Consider the following 15,482-nt stretch of genomic DNA (forward strand, 5'->3'; position numbering starts at 1 on the left):
GTCAGCCGAGCTTGCTGACGTCCCGCACCGCGCCCTTGTCCGCGCTCGTCGCCATCGCCGCGTACGCCCGCAGCGCCTGCGACACCTTGCGCTCACGGTTCTTCGGTGCGTAGCTGCCGCCCAGCGCCTCGCGCCGGGCCGCCAACTCCTCGTCGGAGACCAGGAGTTCGATCGTCCGGTTCGGGATGTCGATCCGGATCCTGTCGCCTTCCTCGACGAGCGCGATCGTGCCGCCGGACGCCGCCTCGGGCGAGGCGTGGCCGATGGAGAGGCCCGAGGTGCCGCCGGAGAAGCGGCCGTCGGTGATCAGGGCGCACTTCGCGCCGAGACCGCGGCCCTTGAGGAACGACGTCGGGTAGAGCATCTCCTGCATGCCCGGGCCGCCCTTCGGGCCCTCGTAGCGGACGACGACCACATCGCCCGCCGTGACCCGCTTGTTGAGGATGGCGTCGACGGCCTCCTCCTGCGACTCCACGACCACGGCCGGGCCCTCGAACGTCCAGATCGACTCGTCGACGCCCGCCGTCTTCACGACGCAGCCGTCCTCGGCCAGATTGCCGTGGAGGATGGCGAGGCCGCCCTCGGTCGAGTACGCGTGCTCGACATCGCGGATGCAGCCGCCGGCCGCGTCGGTGTCGAGGGTGTCCCAGCGCTCGGACTGGGAGAACGCGGTCGCGGAGCGGCGGCAGCCGGGCGCTGCGTGGAACATCTCGACGGCCTCGGCCGACGGGGAACCGCCGCGGATGTCCCACTGCTTGAGCCAGTCGGCGAGCGAGGGGCTGTGCACGGTGTGCACGTCCTCGCGGAGCAGGCCCGCGCGGTACAGCTCACCGAGGATGGCGGGGATTCCGCCGGCCCGGTGGATGTCCTCCATGTGGTACGTGCCGTTGGGCGCGACCTTCGACAGGCACGGCAGCCGGCGGGACAGCTCGTCGATGTCCTGCATGGTGAAGTCGAGCCCGGCCTCCTGGGCGGCGGCCAGCAGGTGCAGGATCGTGTTCGTGGAGCCGCCCATCGCGATGTCGAGGGCCATGGCGTTCTCGAACGCGGCGCGCGAGCCGACCGAGCGGGGCAGGACCGTCTCGTCGTCCTGCTCGTAGTGGCGGCGGGTGATCTCGACGACGGTGCGGCCCGCGGCCTCGTACAGCTCCTTGCGGGCGGTGTGCGTGGCCAGCACCGAGCCGTTGCCCGGCAAAGAGAGGCCGATCGCCTCGGTGAGGCAGTTCATCGAGTTGGCGGTGAACATGCCGGAACAGGAGCCGCATGTCGGACAGGCGGCCTCCTCGATCCGGGCGAGGTCGTCGTCGGAGACCGACTCGTTGACCGCGTCCGACATGGCGCTGATCAGGTCGAGGCCGGTCCTGACGGTGCCGTTGACCAGGGTCGCCTTGCCTGCCTCCATCGGCCCGCCGGAGACGAAGACCGCCGGGATGTTCAGCCGCATCGCGGCCATGAGCATGCCCGGAGTGATCTTGTCGCAGTTGGAGATGCAGATCACGGCGTCGGCGCAGTGCGCTTCGGTCATGTACTCGACGGAGTCCGCGATCAGGTCGCGGGAGGGCAGCGAGTAGAGCATCCCGCCGTGGCCCATCGCGATGCCGTCGTCGACCGCGATCGTGTTGAACTCGCGCGGGACGCCGCCCGCCGCCTTGATCGCGTCGGAGACGATCCGGCCCACCGGCTGGAGGTGGGTGTGGCCAGGGACGAACTCCGTGAAGCTGTTGGCCACGGCGATGATCGGCTTACCGAAGTCCTCGCGCTCTACGCCAGCGGCCCGGAGCAGGGCGCGAGCGCCTGCCATGTTGCGGCCGTGGGTGACTGTGCGGGACCTCAGCTCGGGCATCGGGGTCCACTCCCTCGTGATGTGGATGGTCCATCGAGCGTACGCCTCCGCTCCAAGATCTGGACAGCGCGTCCGCATTCCGGGATCAACGGGTCACCCTTCGGTCAGGCTCTGTCGACCCTGGTCAGGTCCGGTCACGCCCGGCCCGGTACGAGGAGGTGCCGACCCGATCCGGCGGAGCTGATGGCCGGTGCCGGCGGTGGCCCGGCAGGTGCCGTCACCCGCGGCTCCGCGCAGGCGTTCAGCGCGCTCAGGCCCTCGGGGGGTGCTCAGGCCCTCGGGTGCTCAGCCCATCAGACTTCGGTCAGATACCGCTGCAGCGTGGGCGCCACCATCGCGATGATCTCCTCGATGTCCACCGTCGCAAGCGGTTCGACCTTGACCACGTACCGCAGCATCGCGATCCCGACCATCTGCGACGCGGCCAGCTCGGCCCGGAACGTCGGATCCGGCACCTCCAGCTCGCCCGCCACCCGCTCCAGCAGCCTCCGCAGCACGAAGTTCCGCAGGACGCCCGCCGCCGCGTCGTGGGTGACGGCGGACCGGATCACCGCCAGGAGCGGCGCGCGGGTCACCGGGTTCTCCCACACGCCGAAGAAGAAGCGGGCCAGCCGTTCGCCGACGCCCTCCGTGCCCTGCGCCAGGACGTCCGGGATCTCCATCGCGGGGACCAGGGACACCTCGACGGCCGCCGCGAAGACCTGCTCCTTCGTACCGAAGTAGTGGTGGACCAGCGCCGGGTCCACGCTCGCGGCCTTCGCGATGCCGCGGATGGAGGTCTTGTCGTAGCCACGGGCCGCGAACTCCGCCCTCGCGGCCGCGAGGATGCGGTCCCGCGCGCCGGGTCCGGACGCGGTGTCCGTACGGGCCGGGCGCCCGCGGCGGCGCGGTGAGTGCGTGGTCACACCCGTCACTGCCTTCCCGCGCCCGTGGGCGAGGCCAGGTGGAGCCGGGTGAAGGCCAGCGCCTCCGCGAGGTCGGCCTCACGCTCGGCCGCGGACATCGCCCGCCGTGTGTTGACCTCGACCACCACATGCCCGGAGAAGCCCGTGACCGCCAGCCGCTCCAGCAACTCGGCGCACGGCTGGCTGCCGCGCCCCGGCACCAGATGCTCGTCCTTGCCGGAGCCGGAGCCGTCTGCGAGATGGATGTGCGCCAGCCGGTCGCCCATCCGGTCGACCATCGACAGCGCGTCGCAGCGGGCCGTCGCCGTGTGCGACAGGTCGACCGTGAAGTGGCGGTAGTCGTCCTTGGTGACGTCCCAGTCGGGGGCGTACGCGAGCATCTCCCGGTCGCGATAGCGCCACGGGTACATGTTCTCGACCGCGAACCGTACGTCCGTCTCACCGGCCATCCGCCAGATGCCGCGGACGAAGTCCCGCGCGTAGTTCCGCTGCCACCGGAACGGGGGGTGGACGACGACCGTGGACGCGCCCAGCTTCTCCGCCGCCGCCCGCGCCCGCTGCAGCTTGGTCCACGGATCGGTGGACCACACGCGCTGCGTGACCAGCAGACAGGGCGCGTGCACGGCCAGGACCGGCACGCCGTGGTGGTCGGAGAGGCGGCGCAGCGCCTCGATGTCCTGGCTCACCGGGTCGGTCCACACCATGACCTCGACGCCGTCGTAACCCAGCCGCGCGGCGATCTCGAACGCCGCCGCCGTCGACTCCGGGTACACGGAGGCGGTTGACAGCGCGACCTTCGCGTCCGGGATGCGCACCACTGGTTGAGCCACGGGAGACAGCGTACGGCGTGCCGCGAGAGGCAAAAGGGGCCCCCGCCCGCGGCGGGGCCCCGGTGCCGCCGCTCGGGGCGGGCGATCCGCCCGTCAGGACGTCGGCAGGTGGTCCAGGCGGCGGAGGATCAGACCCTCGCGCAGAGCCCAGGGGCAGATCTCCAGTTCCTCCACCCCGAACAGGTCCATCGCGGCCTCCGCGACCAGGGCTCCGGCGACGAGCTGCGGCGCCCGCCCCTCGGAGACTCCTGGCAGCTCAGCCCGCTCCTCGACGGACATCGCGGCCAGCCGCGGCACCCATTCCTCGAGGGCCTTCCGGGACAGGTTCCGCTGGACGTACAGGCCCTCCGCGGAGCGGGCCGCACCCGCGATCCTGGCGAGCTGACGGAAGGTCTTCGACGTCCCCACCACATGGTCGGGAACGCCCAGCCGTGTGAACTCGCCCACAGTTCGGGCGATCTCCGCCCGCGCATGCCGTCGCAACGCCCGTACGTCATCGGTTTCGGGCGGGTCCCCCGGCAGCCAGCCGGATGTCATCCGGCCCGCGCCGAGCGGCAGCGACACGGCCTTGTCCGGGTCCTCGTCGAGCCCGTACGCGATCTCCAGCGAGCCGCCGCCGATGTCCAGGACCAGCAGGCGGCCCGCGGACCAGCCGAACCAGCGGCGCGCGGCGAGGAAGGTGAGCCGGGCCTCCTCCTCGCCCGACAGCACGGTCAGGTCGACACCGGTCTCCTCGGCGACACGCGCCAGGACGGCATCGGCGTTGGACGCCTCGCGGACCGCGGACGTCGCGAACGGGAGCACTTCCTCGACACCTTTGTCCTCGGCGGCCTGCAGGGCGTCGTGGACCGTGGCGATCAGCGTCCCGATGCCCTCCGGGCCGATCGCGCCGTCCCCGTCGAGGAGTTCGGCCAGCCGCAGTTCCGCCTTGTGGGAGTGGGCGGGGAGGGGGCGCGCACCGGGATGCGCATCCACGACCAGCAGATGAACCGTATTCGAACCCACGTCGAGGACACCGAGTCTCATACGGTGCACGCTACTGCGGCGGGTGAGCACCCACGTACGGGGCCTGTGCCGCTTACGCTGGGGACGTGGCAAAGACCAAAAAGGCCAAGCAGCACAAAATCGCCAAGAACCGGCGCGCGTCCCAGGCGGCTCAGGCCGCACTGAACGGGGAGCCCGCGGGGCAGTCGGCGCCGGGGTCCGTGGACTCCGCGCCGGAGTCTGCGGCAGCGTCCACGCAGGTGGCAGGCGCCGTGGCGGCGCGGGGAGCGTCCGAGCCCGACGAGGTGGGGCTCGATTTCGCCCGCGCCTGGGTGGAGTTTCCCGACCCCGCCGACGAGGAGCAGCTGTTCCGCTGCGACCTGACGTGGCTGACCTCCCGCTGGAACTGCATCTTCGGCAGCGGCTGCGAGGGCATCCAGGCCGGGCGGGCGGACGACGGCTGCTGCACGCTCGGCGCGCACTTCTCCGACGAGGACGACGAGAGGCGCGTCGCCGAGCACGCGGCCCGACTCACGCCCGACATCTGGCAGTTCCACGAGATCGGGACCACGTCGGGCTGGATCGAGACCGACGACGACGGCGAACGGCAGACGCGGCGCTGGAAGGGGTCGTGCATCTTCCAGAACCGTCCCGGGTTCGGCGGCGGCGCGGGCTGCTCCCTGCACATCCTCGCGCTGCGGGAAGGCCGTGAGCCGCTGGAGACGAAGCCGGACGTGTGCTGGCAGCTCCCGGTCCGACGGACCTACGAGTGGGTGGACCGGCCCGACGACACCCAGGTGCTCGTCGTCTCGATCGGCGAGTACGACCGGCGGGGGTGGGGGCCGGGCGGCCACGACCTGCACTGGTGGTGCACGAGTGCGCGCTCGGCGCACGGAGCCGGGGATCCGGTATACGTCTCGTACCGGGCAGAGCTCGTGGAGCTGATGGGCAAGGAAGGCTACGACCGGCTGGTCGAGCTGTGCGAGGAGCGGATGGCGAAGGAACTGCCGCTCGCTCCGCATCCGGCGGATCCGAGCTAGGCGGATCCGGCGAGGGTTCGGATCCGGCGGTGGTGCGGCCGGTGGCCCGCCGGATCTGCCGTGTGGTGGTGACGGGGCCGCGGCGGGGCGACCCTCTCCCGGCGGCATGACGGACGGGCCGGTACGGTCTCGCGCACTTGTGCCGCCCCGTCCCGGGCCGGCCCACACACCACGCTGTGGTGCCGGGAGAAACCACCCCGCCCCCGTTTGCCGTCCACTACCTCGTCCGGGGTTCAGCGGTGGGACGGATCCGCGTGCGGTACGGGGCCGCGTGGGGCGATCAGCCCGTCGGGCTGGGGGAGTTCGATCGGGTCGGGGTCGGTGAGCCCGAGCTTTCCGTGGGCGTGGGAGTCGGTGTCGGGTCGGTCGGGGTCGGGGTCGGGGTCGGCTCCGGGGTCGCGCCGCGGCCCTGGATCGCCACGACCGTGCCCGCCGGGTCGATGGCCACACGCGCCGTCCACGGCCCCTGCGGTTCGCGAGCCTCGTCGACGGAGACCGAGATCGTCACGGACTCGCCGGGCCTGAGCATTCCTGCCGTACGGCTGAGCTGGAGCCACGACGCGTCCGTGCGGGCCGACCAGTGGACCGGCGATCCGCCCGACGCGCTCAGGGTGATGAGCGTGGTGTCGCCGCTCGGCTGCGCATAGACCGTGAGGCGCCCGGGGCCGTGGGTCGGGCGGCTCGGGCCGGGGGACGACGAGGAGGCGCTGGGAGGTGTGGTTCTTCGGGCGACGTCACGGCCACGGTCCTGGCGGCGGCTGCCCTTGTCGTCGATGACCTCGACCGAGACGTCGTGGCGGTCGGAGGTGAAGCGCGGGTCCGGTTCGGTGCGGGCGTTGCCCGCCTTCTCGTACGGGCGGCCCGCGAGGCCGTCGGGGGACTCGGCGCCCGCGGCGGCCACCGGATTCCCGGCTTCCGTCTCGCCCAGTGCCGGAGCGCCGCGGTAGGCCGCCCACAGGGCGAGGACCGGTGCCGCGACCACGGTCGCGACGACCGTGGTGGTCACCGCCCTGCTGCGCAGCTTGCGGCGGCGGGCCACGCGGTCCTTGGGGTCGACCGGGTAGCCGGTGCGGTCGTAGCGCGGGCCCCCGCGTGCCGCGCGGGCGCGCAGGACGCGGGTCATGGCGGCGTACGCCGAGGCGCGCGGCGCCTCGAGGACGGGGAGGGTGCCGGGCAGTGCCGTGCTGCCGGGCCAGGGCGCGCCCGCGGTGGCGCGCTCGGCGGTGGCCCGGCACTCGGGGCAGTCGTCGACGTGCCGCACCAGTTCGCGGCGCAGGGCGGTACCCAGGAGCACCTGGCTGTCGCCCGTGAGCCGGGCGACGACGGGGCAGTTGCCGCGCTCGACGACGACGAGCGCGGCGCGGGTCCGCTCGACCTCGCAGGCGGCGGCGGAGAGCAGGCCGCAGGCCGCGTCGCGGTCCATGCCGAGGACGGCGGCGACCTCCTCGGTCTTCAGCCGGTGGCGGACGGCGAGTTCGAGCGCCTCGCGCTGCTCGGGGGTGATGCCGGCGGCCTCCGGCCAGGCGAGGGCGCCGAGTTCGCGGCGGCGCTGGGTGGCGGCGGCTTCGGAGAGGCCGGGCTGGGCGCCGGGGGCGCGGTGCTGTTCGGCCAGCCGCTGGAGGCAGGCCCAGCGGGCCAGGGCGTAGAGCCAGGGTCTGCGCTCGCCCTCGTCGGCCGGGCGGCGGCCGCGCTGGCGCTCCGCGATGGCGAGGACCTCGCCGAGCACCGCGGTCGCGGCGTCGTGCTCGCAGAGGACCGAGAGGCAGTACGTGAACAGGCCGTCCAGGTAGGGGCCGTAGCTCGTGGCGAACCGTTCCTGTTCCGCCTGCGGCGTGGACGGTTCGGCGCTCCGCACGGAGCTCTGCGCACGACGGTGTGCCCGGTGTGCGCCGGTGGTGTGCGTCGGATGCTCCCTGCTGCTCATCACCCGCCGACGGTAGGCGGATGATGCCGGGTCCCTCGCCCCACTTGGACAGGTTTAACCCCTACGGGTGACGATCACCCACGAAAGAGGACACGCGTTCCTCTTGCCATGACGGCCCTCTGCTATAGGGCGGGTTGTGCGTGACGGCGTCCCGCGCTCGGGTCGCACGACCGCGCGCGGGCGGGAATCGGCGTTGTCGGACCCCGGCGCTACGGTGACCGCATGGCTGCCGCCCGTACGTCCCGCTCGTCCGCCAAGGACCGTCCCTCCTACCGCTGCACGGAGTGCGGCTGGACCACGGCCAAGTGGCTCGGGCGGTGCCCCGAGTGCCAGGCATGGGGCACGGTCGAGGAGTTCGGCGCTCCCGCGGTCCGCACGACCGCGCCCGGCCGTGTCACCTCCGCCGCCGTGCCCATCGGCCAGGTCGACGGACGACAGGCCACCGCGCGGTCCACCGGCGTCGCCGAGCTGGACCGGGTGCTGGGCGGGGGCCTGGTGCCGGGTGCCGTGGTGCTGCTCGCCGGGGAGCCGGGCGTCGGCAAGTCCACGCTCCTGCTCGACGTCGCCGCGAAGGCCTCGTCGGAGGAGGAGCGCACGCTGTACGTCACGGGCGAGGAGTCCGCGAGCCAGGTGCGGCTGCGGGCCGACCGGATCGGTGCGCTCTCGGAAACCCTCTATCTCGCCGCCGAGACCGATCTCTCCGCGGTCCTCGGCCACCTCGACTCGGTGAAGCCCTCGCTGCTCGTCCTGGACTCCGTGCAGACCGTCGCCTCGCCCGAGATCGACGGTGCGCCCGGCGGCATGGCCCAGGTCCGCGAGGTCGCGGGGGCCCTCATCCGCGCCTCCAAGGAGCGCGGGATGTCCACGCTGCTGGTGGGCCATGTCACCAAGGACGGGGCGATCGCGGGCCCGCGGCTGCTGGAGCACCTGGTCGACGTGGTGCTGCACTTCGAGGGCGACCGCCACGCCCGCCTCCGTCTCGTCCGGGGCGTGAAGAACCGCTACGGCGCGACGGACGAGGTCGGCTGCTTCGAGCTGCACGACGAGGGCATCACCGGTCTGGCCGACCCGTCCGGGCTCTTTCTCACCCGGCGCGACGAGCCCGTCCCCGGCACCTGTCTCACCGTCACCCTGGAGGGCCGCCGCCCGCTCGTCGCCGAGGTCCAGGCGCTGACCGTCGACTCGCAGATCCCCTCCCCGCGCCGTACGACGTCGGGCCTCGAGACCTCGCGCGTCTCGATGATGCTGGCCGTGCTGGAGCAGCGCGGGAAGATCTCGCAGCTCGGCAAGCGGGACATCTACAGCGCCACGGTCGGCGGGGTGAAGCTGTCGGAGCCCGCCGCCGACCTGGCCGTCGCCCTCGCGCTGGCCAGCGCCGCGAGCGACACCCCGCTGCCCAAGAACCTCGTCGCCATCGGCGAGGTCGGCCTGGCCGGAGAGGTGAGAAGGGTCACGGGTGTGCAGCGGCGTCTCGCGGAAGCGGCGCGGCTGGGGTTCACTCATGCGCTGGTGCCTTCGGACCCGGGCAAGGTGCCCTCGGGCATGAAGGTCACCGAGGTGGCGGACATGGGCGATGCGCTCCGCGTCCTGCCCCGGCGCGCGAGCCGTGAAGCGTCGCACTCCGGACGCCCCACATAAGCGGTCCGGCCGCCGGTAGACTTTGCCCTGGTCTCGCCCGTACGTACGCACCCGCGGGCCCCCATCTGCGACCGGAGGAGTTCAGTGGCAGCCAGCGACCGGACGGCAGGTCCCGGCAAGTCCGGGAGCGCCGATGGCCTGATGCGTGCCTCGCTGAGCGCGGTCGCGCCGGGCACCGCCCTTCGCGACGGCCTCGAGCGGGTCCTGCGGGGCAACACCGGCGGTCTCATCGTCCTCGGCATGGACAAGACCGTCGACTCCATGTGCACGGGCGGGTTCGTGCTCGACGTCGAGTTCTCCGCGACGCGTCTGCGCGAGCTGTGCAAGCTCGACGGGGCACTGATCCTCGACAAGGACATCACCAAGATCGTGCGGGCGGGCGTGCAGCTGGTCCCGGACGCCTCGATCGAGACCGAGGAGACCGGCACCCGCCACCGCACCGCGCAACGCGTCTCGATCCAGGCGGGCTTCCCCGTCGTCTCCGTCAGCCAGTCGATGCGGCTGATCGCGCTCTACGTGGGCGGGCAGCGCCGGGTCCTGGAGGACTCGGCCGCGATCCTGTCCCGCGCCAACCAGGCGCTGGCCACCCTCGAGCGCTACAAACTGCGTCTGGACGAGGTCGCCGGCACCCTCTCCGCCCTGGAGATCGAGGACCTCGTGACGGTTCGCGACGTCTCCGCGGTGGCCCAGCGGCTGGAGATGGTCCGCCGTATCGCCACCGAGATCGCCGAGTACGTGGTCGAGCTGGGCACCGACGGACGGCTCCTCTCGCTGCAGCTCGACGAGCTGATCGCGGGCGTGGAGCCGGAGCGCGAGCTGGTGGCGCGGGACTATGTGCCCGAGCCGACCGCCAGGCGTCCCCGTTCGGTGGGCGACGCGCTCTCCGACCTCGACGCGCTCACCCACGCCGAGCTGCTCGAACTCCCCACCGTCGCCCGGGCATTGGGCTACAGCGGCTCCCCTGAAGCTCTCGACTCGGCGGTCTCGCCGCGCGGTTACCGCCTGCTCGCGAAGGTGCCGCGGCTGCCCAACACCGTCATCGAGCGGCTGGTCGACTACTTCGGCGGCCTGCAGAAGCTGCTGGCGGCGAGCGTGGACGATCTGCAGACGGTCGAGGGCGTGGGCGAGGCACGGGCCCGGTCAGTGCGCGAGGGGCTGTCGCGGCTCGCGGAGTCCTCGATCCTCGAGCGGTACGTCTGAGCGGTCCGTCCAGCGGGTCCCGGGTTCCCTGGCCCGGGGCGAGCCCGCGGTCAGTCCTTCTTCAGCGAGAAGGACACACGCGCCGTCTCACCGGCGGCCTTCACCTCGACGAGGTACGTGCCCGCCTTCGCCGAACCCCCGGACGGTGTCGCGCACTTGGGCTCGCTCGGCTTGCGGTCCCACTTCACGCTCTGCGTCGCCTCGCCCTCGGCCGGGACCCGCAGCAGGATCCGTCCGCTCTTCGCGGGGCAGTGGTTCGTGGCCCAGAACGGGTCGTCCTCGTCGGCGAAGGAGATGCTCATGACGGCGGCCTTCGAACCGAAGTCCACCTTGCACTCCTTGGCGGAGGAGTTCTTCGCGACGATCTCGAACTTGGGCTCGTCGTCCGGGGCGTAGGAGTTCTTGATGCTGCGCACGGTCAGCTTCAGGGAGTCCCGTGCGCAGTCGGGCAGGCTGGCTCCCGCGGGGACTCCGTCGCCCCCGCCCCCCGGGCCTCCCCCGCTGCCGGACTCACCGTCACCGCCGCCGTCCGCGCCCTCGTCCGCCGCTCCGCCGCTGCCGCCGGGTCCACTGCCTCCGCCCTCCGACTCGTCGCGGCCGCCCGGCCGTTCGGAGATCGCGGGGCCGGAGGAGGACGGCCCGGGGGTGATGGTCTCGGCGGGGCCCGTACCGCCGGCGCCGTTGCCCTTGCCGTCGCCGCCTCCCGGGCCTCCGTTCGCGACGGCCCAGACGATCAGCAGGGCGAGCAGCGCGATCACGGACAGCACAACTGCCCTCCGGCGCCAGTAGATGGAGGAGGGGAGAGGCCCGACCGGACTGCGCAGTGATCCCACGCGGAAACCTTACGAGAGAACGGGGCCGGGACAGGCACGTACCCGCCGCCATCGACCGCATCTTTTGACGATCATCATCCCGCACGGCATGTACGGGCGGTCACTTGAGCGGGTGCGGACCGATTGCCGTCGCTCACCGTGACCGAACTGGCCTGATCCGTACGGTCCGTGACCTCGCACAGGGCCGATCTTCTGTGCGACACGGCCGACTTCATCAACGCGGGCCTCTTCGCCCTCACCCGGCACGAGGGCACCGTGGCGGTCCCGTTGACGGTCGCGGAGCCCGATTGCTTCCGGGAGACGGTCGGCCGTCTGCGCCAACGCGGCCACGCCGTCCATCACTTCGCGCTGCCGGCCGACCGCGCGAAGAGTGCTGCGGCGGCTGCGCGGGCGCGGAGTCGGCCGCCTCGTACGGCGTGCCGCCGAGCACGACGCCCCACCGGGCGGTGAGAGCTTCGCCGTCTCGAAGCCGGCCCGTGCCTGGAACGGCCGCGGGGCGACGAGTTCGCGGACCACGTGTGGACGGATCACCTCACGGTCCCCCGCGACGCCGCCCGCATCTCCGCCTCCATCGGGTCGGCCCTGCCCCCGAACGCGGACGGATCCTTGCGGGGACGGCTGCGCCGGGCGTGAACCGGGGTCCAGCCCACGGTCCAGCCCATCCGCTTCTGCTGAGCGCGGGAATGCCGGGGGCCGGCGGACGCGGCGCGGAGGACACCGGGGCAGAGGCCGTCGCCGGGCGCGCGTTCGGGGAGTGGCGCGGGCGCGTACGGCGGGCGCGACGGGTCCCGCACGCCCGGGCGGGAACGGCGCTGCGCCTGCCGAACACGCCGCCCTCCGGCGGGCGCGGCAACTCGGTCGGTCGCGCGGACAGGCGCGGCAAGCGGACGGGCGCGGCAATTCGGGCGGTGATGTGGGCGCCGACGGGTGACGCCACGCGCGTACCGCCGGAGCGGCCGCCTCGGCAGGCGGTCTCGTGTCAGGATCAGAGGTGCCATGACTACGACGACCCCGCACCTCACCCCGCAGGAGGCGGACTCCGAGGGCGCGCAGGCGCCCGCCGCGCTCCACACCCCGGTCATCGACTGGTTCCGGACGAACGCCCGTGACCTCCCCTGGCGCCGCCCCGAGGCGGGCGCCTGGGGCGTGATGGTCAGCGAGTTCATGCTGCAGCAGACCCCGGTCAACCGGGTCCTGCCCGTGTACGAACACTGGCTCTCCCGCTGGCCCCGCCCCGCCGATCTCGCCAAGGAGCCGCCCGGCGAGGCCGTACGCGCCTGGGGGCGGCTCGGCTATCCGCGCCGCGCCCTGCGTCTGCACGCCGCCGCCTCCGCCATAACGGAACGGCACGGTGGCGAGGTCCCGCACGACCACGCCAAGCTCCTCGCCCTGCCCGGCATCGGGGAGTACACCGCGGCCGCCGTTGCCTCGTTCGCGTACGGCCAGCGCCACGCCGTCCTCGACACCAACGTCCGCCGGGTGTTCGCCCGTGCCGTCACCGGCACCCAGTACCCACCCACCGCGACGACCGCCGCCGAGCGCCGCCTCGCCCGCGCCCTCCTGCCCGAGGAGGAGGGGACGGCGGCCGCGTGGGCCGCGGCCACGATGGAGCTCGGCGCGCTCGTCTGCACCGCGCGCTCCCCCGCGTGCGGCCGGTGCCCGATCGCCGACCGGTGCGCCTGGCAGGTCGCGGGTGCGCCCGCGCACGAGGGGCCGCCGCGCCGGGGCCAGACGTACGCGGGCACGGACCGCCAGGTGCGCGGGAAGCTGCTGGCCGTGCTGCGCGAGGCGGTCGACCCCGTGCCTCAGGCGGCGCTGGACGCGGTGTGGGACGAGCCGGTGCAGCGGGCCCGCGCGCTGGACGGTCTGGTCTCGGACGGTCTGGTCGAGCCGCTCGACGGGGGCAGGTACCGCCTCCCTCTGACCTGAGCCACCACGGCTCGACCCGCCCACGGCCTCGCGACCACTCTCCGCGGGCCGTGGGCGGCGGCGTCCGCGGGCCTCGGGCGGCCGCATGCGCGGGGCCCGGAAGGGCTCGGTGACGGCCCCGAACGGCACCCGGATCACACCCCGCTGCACACGCCGCGCTACCCACCGTATGATGCTTCATCGGTCAACAACCGTCACGGTGCGCTGAGTTCGTCACGGTGAACGCCGATCAATTGGTCGCACTGCGTCCCGCTTTCCCCCCTTTCACACGCCACGCCGCGTGACGTTGTTACACAACCGACGGATAGCCGTGCGCCGCCCGAGCGTCAGTACGGACTGCTCCGTTACAGCTCCTCACTAGCTTCTTCCTCGTGCCGGGGAGACCGGCGACGAAACGGGCGGATGTGCGGAACGGAGGCGGTCGAGGATGGCGAGCAGCGAGGTCGGCAAGGTCCTGGAGTTCGAGGAGTACGTGAGGACCCGGCAGGAGGCACTGCTGCGGAGCGCCCGGCGCCTGGTTCCGGACCCGGTCGAGGCGCAGGATCTGCTGCAGACCGCTCTTGTCAGGACCTACGGTCGCTGGGACGGTATAGCCGACAAGTCCCTCGCGGACGCCTACCTGCGCCGAGTGATGATCAATACGCGTACCGAGTGGTGGCGCGCCAGGAAGCTGGACGAGGTCCCCACGGAGCAGCTGCCCGAGGCGGCGGTCGAGGACGGCACCGAGCAGCGCGCCGACCGGGCCCTGCTGATGGACATACTGAGCGTTCTGGCCCCCAAGCAGCGCAGCGTCGTCGTCCTGCGACACTGGGAGCAGATGAGCACGGAAGAGACGGCGGCGGCCTTGGGCATGTCGACCGGAACCGTGAAGAGCACACTGCACCGGGCCCTGGCCCGGCTGCGCCAGGAGCTGGAGAGCCGTGAGCTGGACGTGCGGGAGACCGAACATGACGAAAAGCGAGGGCCCGAGCAGTGCGCGGCCTGACCAGGGCTGACTACTCCAAAGCCGGTACGGCGGTCGCAGGCGCGGCCGCCGTCGGCCTCGTGCTGGGCGGATGTGCCGCCGGCGCCGCGGGCGTGCGGACCGAGGGCCCCGCCACGGAGTCGCCGTCCGAGCCCGCGCCGCTCACCAGCCGTAGCCCCGTCCCCGCCTCCGAGTCGCCGCAGCCGGACGTGAACGCCGTGGGCCTCGTGAAGAAGGACCCGAAGGTGAGCGAGACGGTCCGCAAGCGCCTCAAGCCCTGCAAGTCGGGGGGCGACTACCCCGTCGACGTCTCCTACGGCAACCTCACGGGGGGCAGCTCGGACGACATCGTCGTCAATGTCCTGACGTGCTCCGACGCCATCGGGATCGGGACGTACGTCTACCGCCGCGAGGCGGGGAGCAAGCGCTACGAGGCCGTCTTCACCAACGAGCAGCCGCCGGTCTACGCCGAGGTCACCAAGGGGGACCTCGTGGTGACCCGGCAGGTCTACGGGCCGGGGGACGAGGTGAACGCCCCGTCGGGTGAGGACGTCATCGTCTACCACTGGAACAGCGAGAAGTTCGTCGCGATCGACCGCAACCACAACGACTACAGCAATGCGGTCGACGGCGCCGATCCGACCGACGCCCCCGAGGAGGGCTGACAGCAGCAGATGGCAGAGACCCATGTGCTCTTCGTCGAGGACGACGACGTCATCCGCGAAGCGACCCAACTCGCCCTGGAACGGGACGGGTTCGTCGTCACCGCGGTGCCGGACGGGCTGGAGGCACTGGAACGTTTCCGCGCGACTCCGCCGGACATCGCGCTGCTGGACGTGATGGTCCCCGGCATGGACGGCGTCAGCCTCTGCCGGAGGATCCGCGACGAGTCGACGGTCCCCGTGATCATGCTCTCGGCCCGTGCCGACTCCATCGATGTCGTGCTCGGCCTGGAAGCCGGCGCGGACGACTACGTGACCAAGCCCTTCGACGGTGCCGTGCTCATGGCCCGCATCCGTGCCGTGCTGCGCCGCTTCGACAACGCCGGCGGCGGGTTCGGCGGCGCCTCCGCCGACGGGGACGGCGCGGGCGACGACGGCGAACCGCTGCGCTTCGGCGACCTCGAGGTCGACACGGAGGGGATGGAGGTCCGCAAAGGGGGCGCCCCCGTCTCCCTGACCCCGACGGAGATGCGGCTGCTGCTGGAGTTCTCCTCCGCGCCCGGCACCGTACTCTCGAGGGACCGGCTGCTGGAGCGGGTGTGGGACTACGGCTGGGGCGGCGACACCCGCGTCGTGGACGTCCATGTACAGCGTCTCCGCGCGAAGATCGGGCAGGACCGTCTGGAGACCGTCCGCGGCTTCGGCTACAAACTGAAGGGCTGAACGGACG

General features: G+C 72.5%; 13 protein-coding genes. 7 read left to right on the forward strand and 6 right to left on the reverse strand.

Translation table 11 applies throughout. The annotated features are described in order from the left end of the window. Window position 1: 1 nt before the first annotated feature. From ilvD to ABZ822_RS05245, 4 genes are all read right to left on the reverse strand, one after another. A complete protein-coding gene (gene ilvD / locus ABZ822_RS05230; protein WP_360847139.1) occupies window positions 2–1,843 on the reverse strand; it encodes a dihydroxy-acid dehydratase in 1,842 nt (613 codons plus the stop codon). A 293-nt stretch (window positions 1,844–2,136) separates the two neighbouring features. Continuing rightward, a complete protein-coding gene (locus ABZ822_RS05235; RefSeq protein ID WP_360847142.1) occupies window positions 2,137–2,748 on the reverse strand; it encodes a TetR family transcriptional regulator in 612 nt (203 codons plus the stop codon). Window positions 2,749–2,753: 5 nt separating this feature from the next. Continuing rightward, complete coding sequence (locus ABZ822_RS05240) at window positions 2,754–3,578, reverse strand: sugar phosphate isomerase/epimerase (protein WP_360847145.1); 825 nt, start codon at window positions 3,576–3,578, stop codon at window positions 2,754–2,756. A gap of 93 nt (window positions 3,579–3,671) precedes the next feature. Then, window positions 3,672–4,604, reverse strand: coding sequence for a Ppx/GppA phosphatase family protein (locus ABZ822_RS05245; protein ID WP_360847148.1), 933 nt, complete (start codon window positions 4,602–4,604; stop codon window positions 3,672–3,674). Window positions 4,605–4,822: 218 nt separating this feature from the next. On the opposite strand from ABZ822_RS05245, the gene ABZ822_RS05250 reads away from it, so the two are divergent. After that, on the forward strand, window positions 4,823–5,602 hold the full coding sequence (locus ABZ822_RS05250; RefSeq protein WP_360848752.1) for a hypothetical protein: 780 nt from the start codon (window positions 4,823–4,825) through the stop codon (window positions 5,600–5,602). Window positions 5,603–5,882: 280 nt separating this feature from the next. Here ABZ822_RS05250 and ABZ822_RS05255 read toward each other — a convergent pair whose 3' ends face one another. Further along, window positions 5,883–7,526 carry a hypothetical protein gene (locus ABZ822_RS05255; RefSeq protein WP_360847151.1) on the reverse strand — a complete coding sequence of 548 codons (1,644 nt, stop codon included), beginning with the start codon at window positions 7,524–7,526 and terminating at the stop codon, window positions 5,883–5,885. 222 nt (window positions 7,527–7,748) lie between these two features. On the opposite strand from ABZ822_RS05255, the gene radA reads away from it, so the two are divergent. Together radA and disA are read left to right on the forward strand one after the other, a co-directional pair. Further along, window positions 7,749–9,164, forward strand: a complete 1,416-nt coding sequence (radA, locus tag ABZ822_RS05260; protein WP_360847154.1) for a DNA repair protein RadA — start codon at window positions 7,749–7,751, stop codon at window positions 9,162–9,164. Between the two features lie 84 nt (window positions 9,165–9,248). Next, window positions 9,249–10,364 carry a DNA integrity scanning diadenylate cyclase DisA gene (disA, locus tag ABZ822_RS05265; protein ID WP_360847157.1) on the forward strand — a complete coding sequence of 372 codons (1,116 nt, stop codon included), beginning with the start codon at window positions 9,249–9,251 and terminating at the stop codon, window positions 10,362–10,364. A 50-nt stretch (window positions 10,365–10,414) separates the two neighbouring features. Here the strand turns inward: disA and ABZ822_RS05270 are convergent, their stop codons facing one another. Continuing rightward, a complete protein-coding gene (locus tag ABZ822_RS05270; protein ID WP_360847159.1) occupies window positions 10,415–11,197 on the reverse strand; it encodes a hypothetical protein in 783 nt (260 codons plus the stop codon). A gap of 996 nt (window positions 11,198–12,193) precedes the next feature. Here ABZ822_RS05270 and ABZ822_RS05275 point away from each other — a divergent pair. From ABZ822_RS05275 to cseB, 4 genes are all read left to right on the forward strand, one after another. Beyond that, complete coding sequence (locus tag ABZ822_RS05275; protein WP_360847162.1) at window positions 12,194–13,126, forward strand: A/G-specific adenine glycosylase; 933 nt, start codon at window positions 12,194–12,196, stop codon at window positions 13,124–13,126. Between the two features lie 427 nt (window positions 13,127–13,553). Further along, window positions 13,554–14,111, forward strand: a complete 558-nt coding sequence (locus tag ABZ822_RS05280; RefSeq protein WP_360847165.1) for a SigE family RNA polymerase sigma factor — start codon at window positions 13,554–13,556, stop codon at window positions 14,109–14,111. After that, window positions 14,099–14,755, forward strand: coding sequence for a hypothetical protein (locus tag ABZ822_RS05285; protein WP_360847169.1), 657 nt, complete (start codon window positions 14,099–14,101; stop codon window positions 14,753–14,755). The genes ABZ822_RS05280 and ABZ822_RS05285 overlap by 13 nt, the downstream gene beginning before the upstream one ends. Window positions 14,756–14,764: 9 nt before the next feature. Further along, on the forward strand, window positions 14,765–15,475 hold the full coding sequence (cseB, locus tag ABZ822_RS05290) for a two-component system response regulator CseB (protein WP_360847172.1): 711 nt from the start codon (window positions 14,765–14,767) through the stop codon (window positions 15,473–15,475). The last annotated feature ends 7 nt before the right edge of the window (window positions 15,476–15,482 follow it).

Source organism: Streptomyces sp. NPDC047108, assembly GCF_040643575.1.
Taxonomy (GTDB): domain Bacteria; phylum Actinomycetota; class Actinomycetes; order Streptomycetales; family Streptomycetaceae; genus Streptomyces.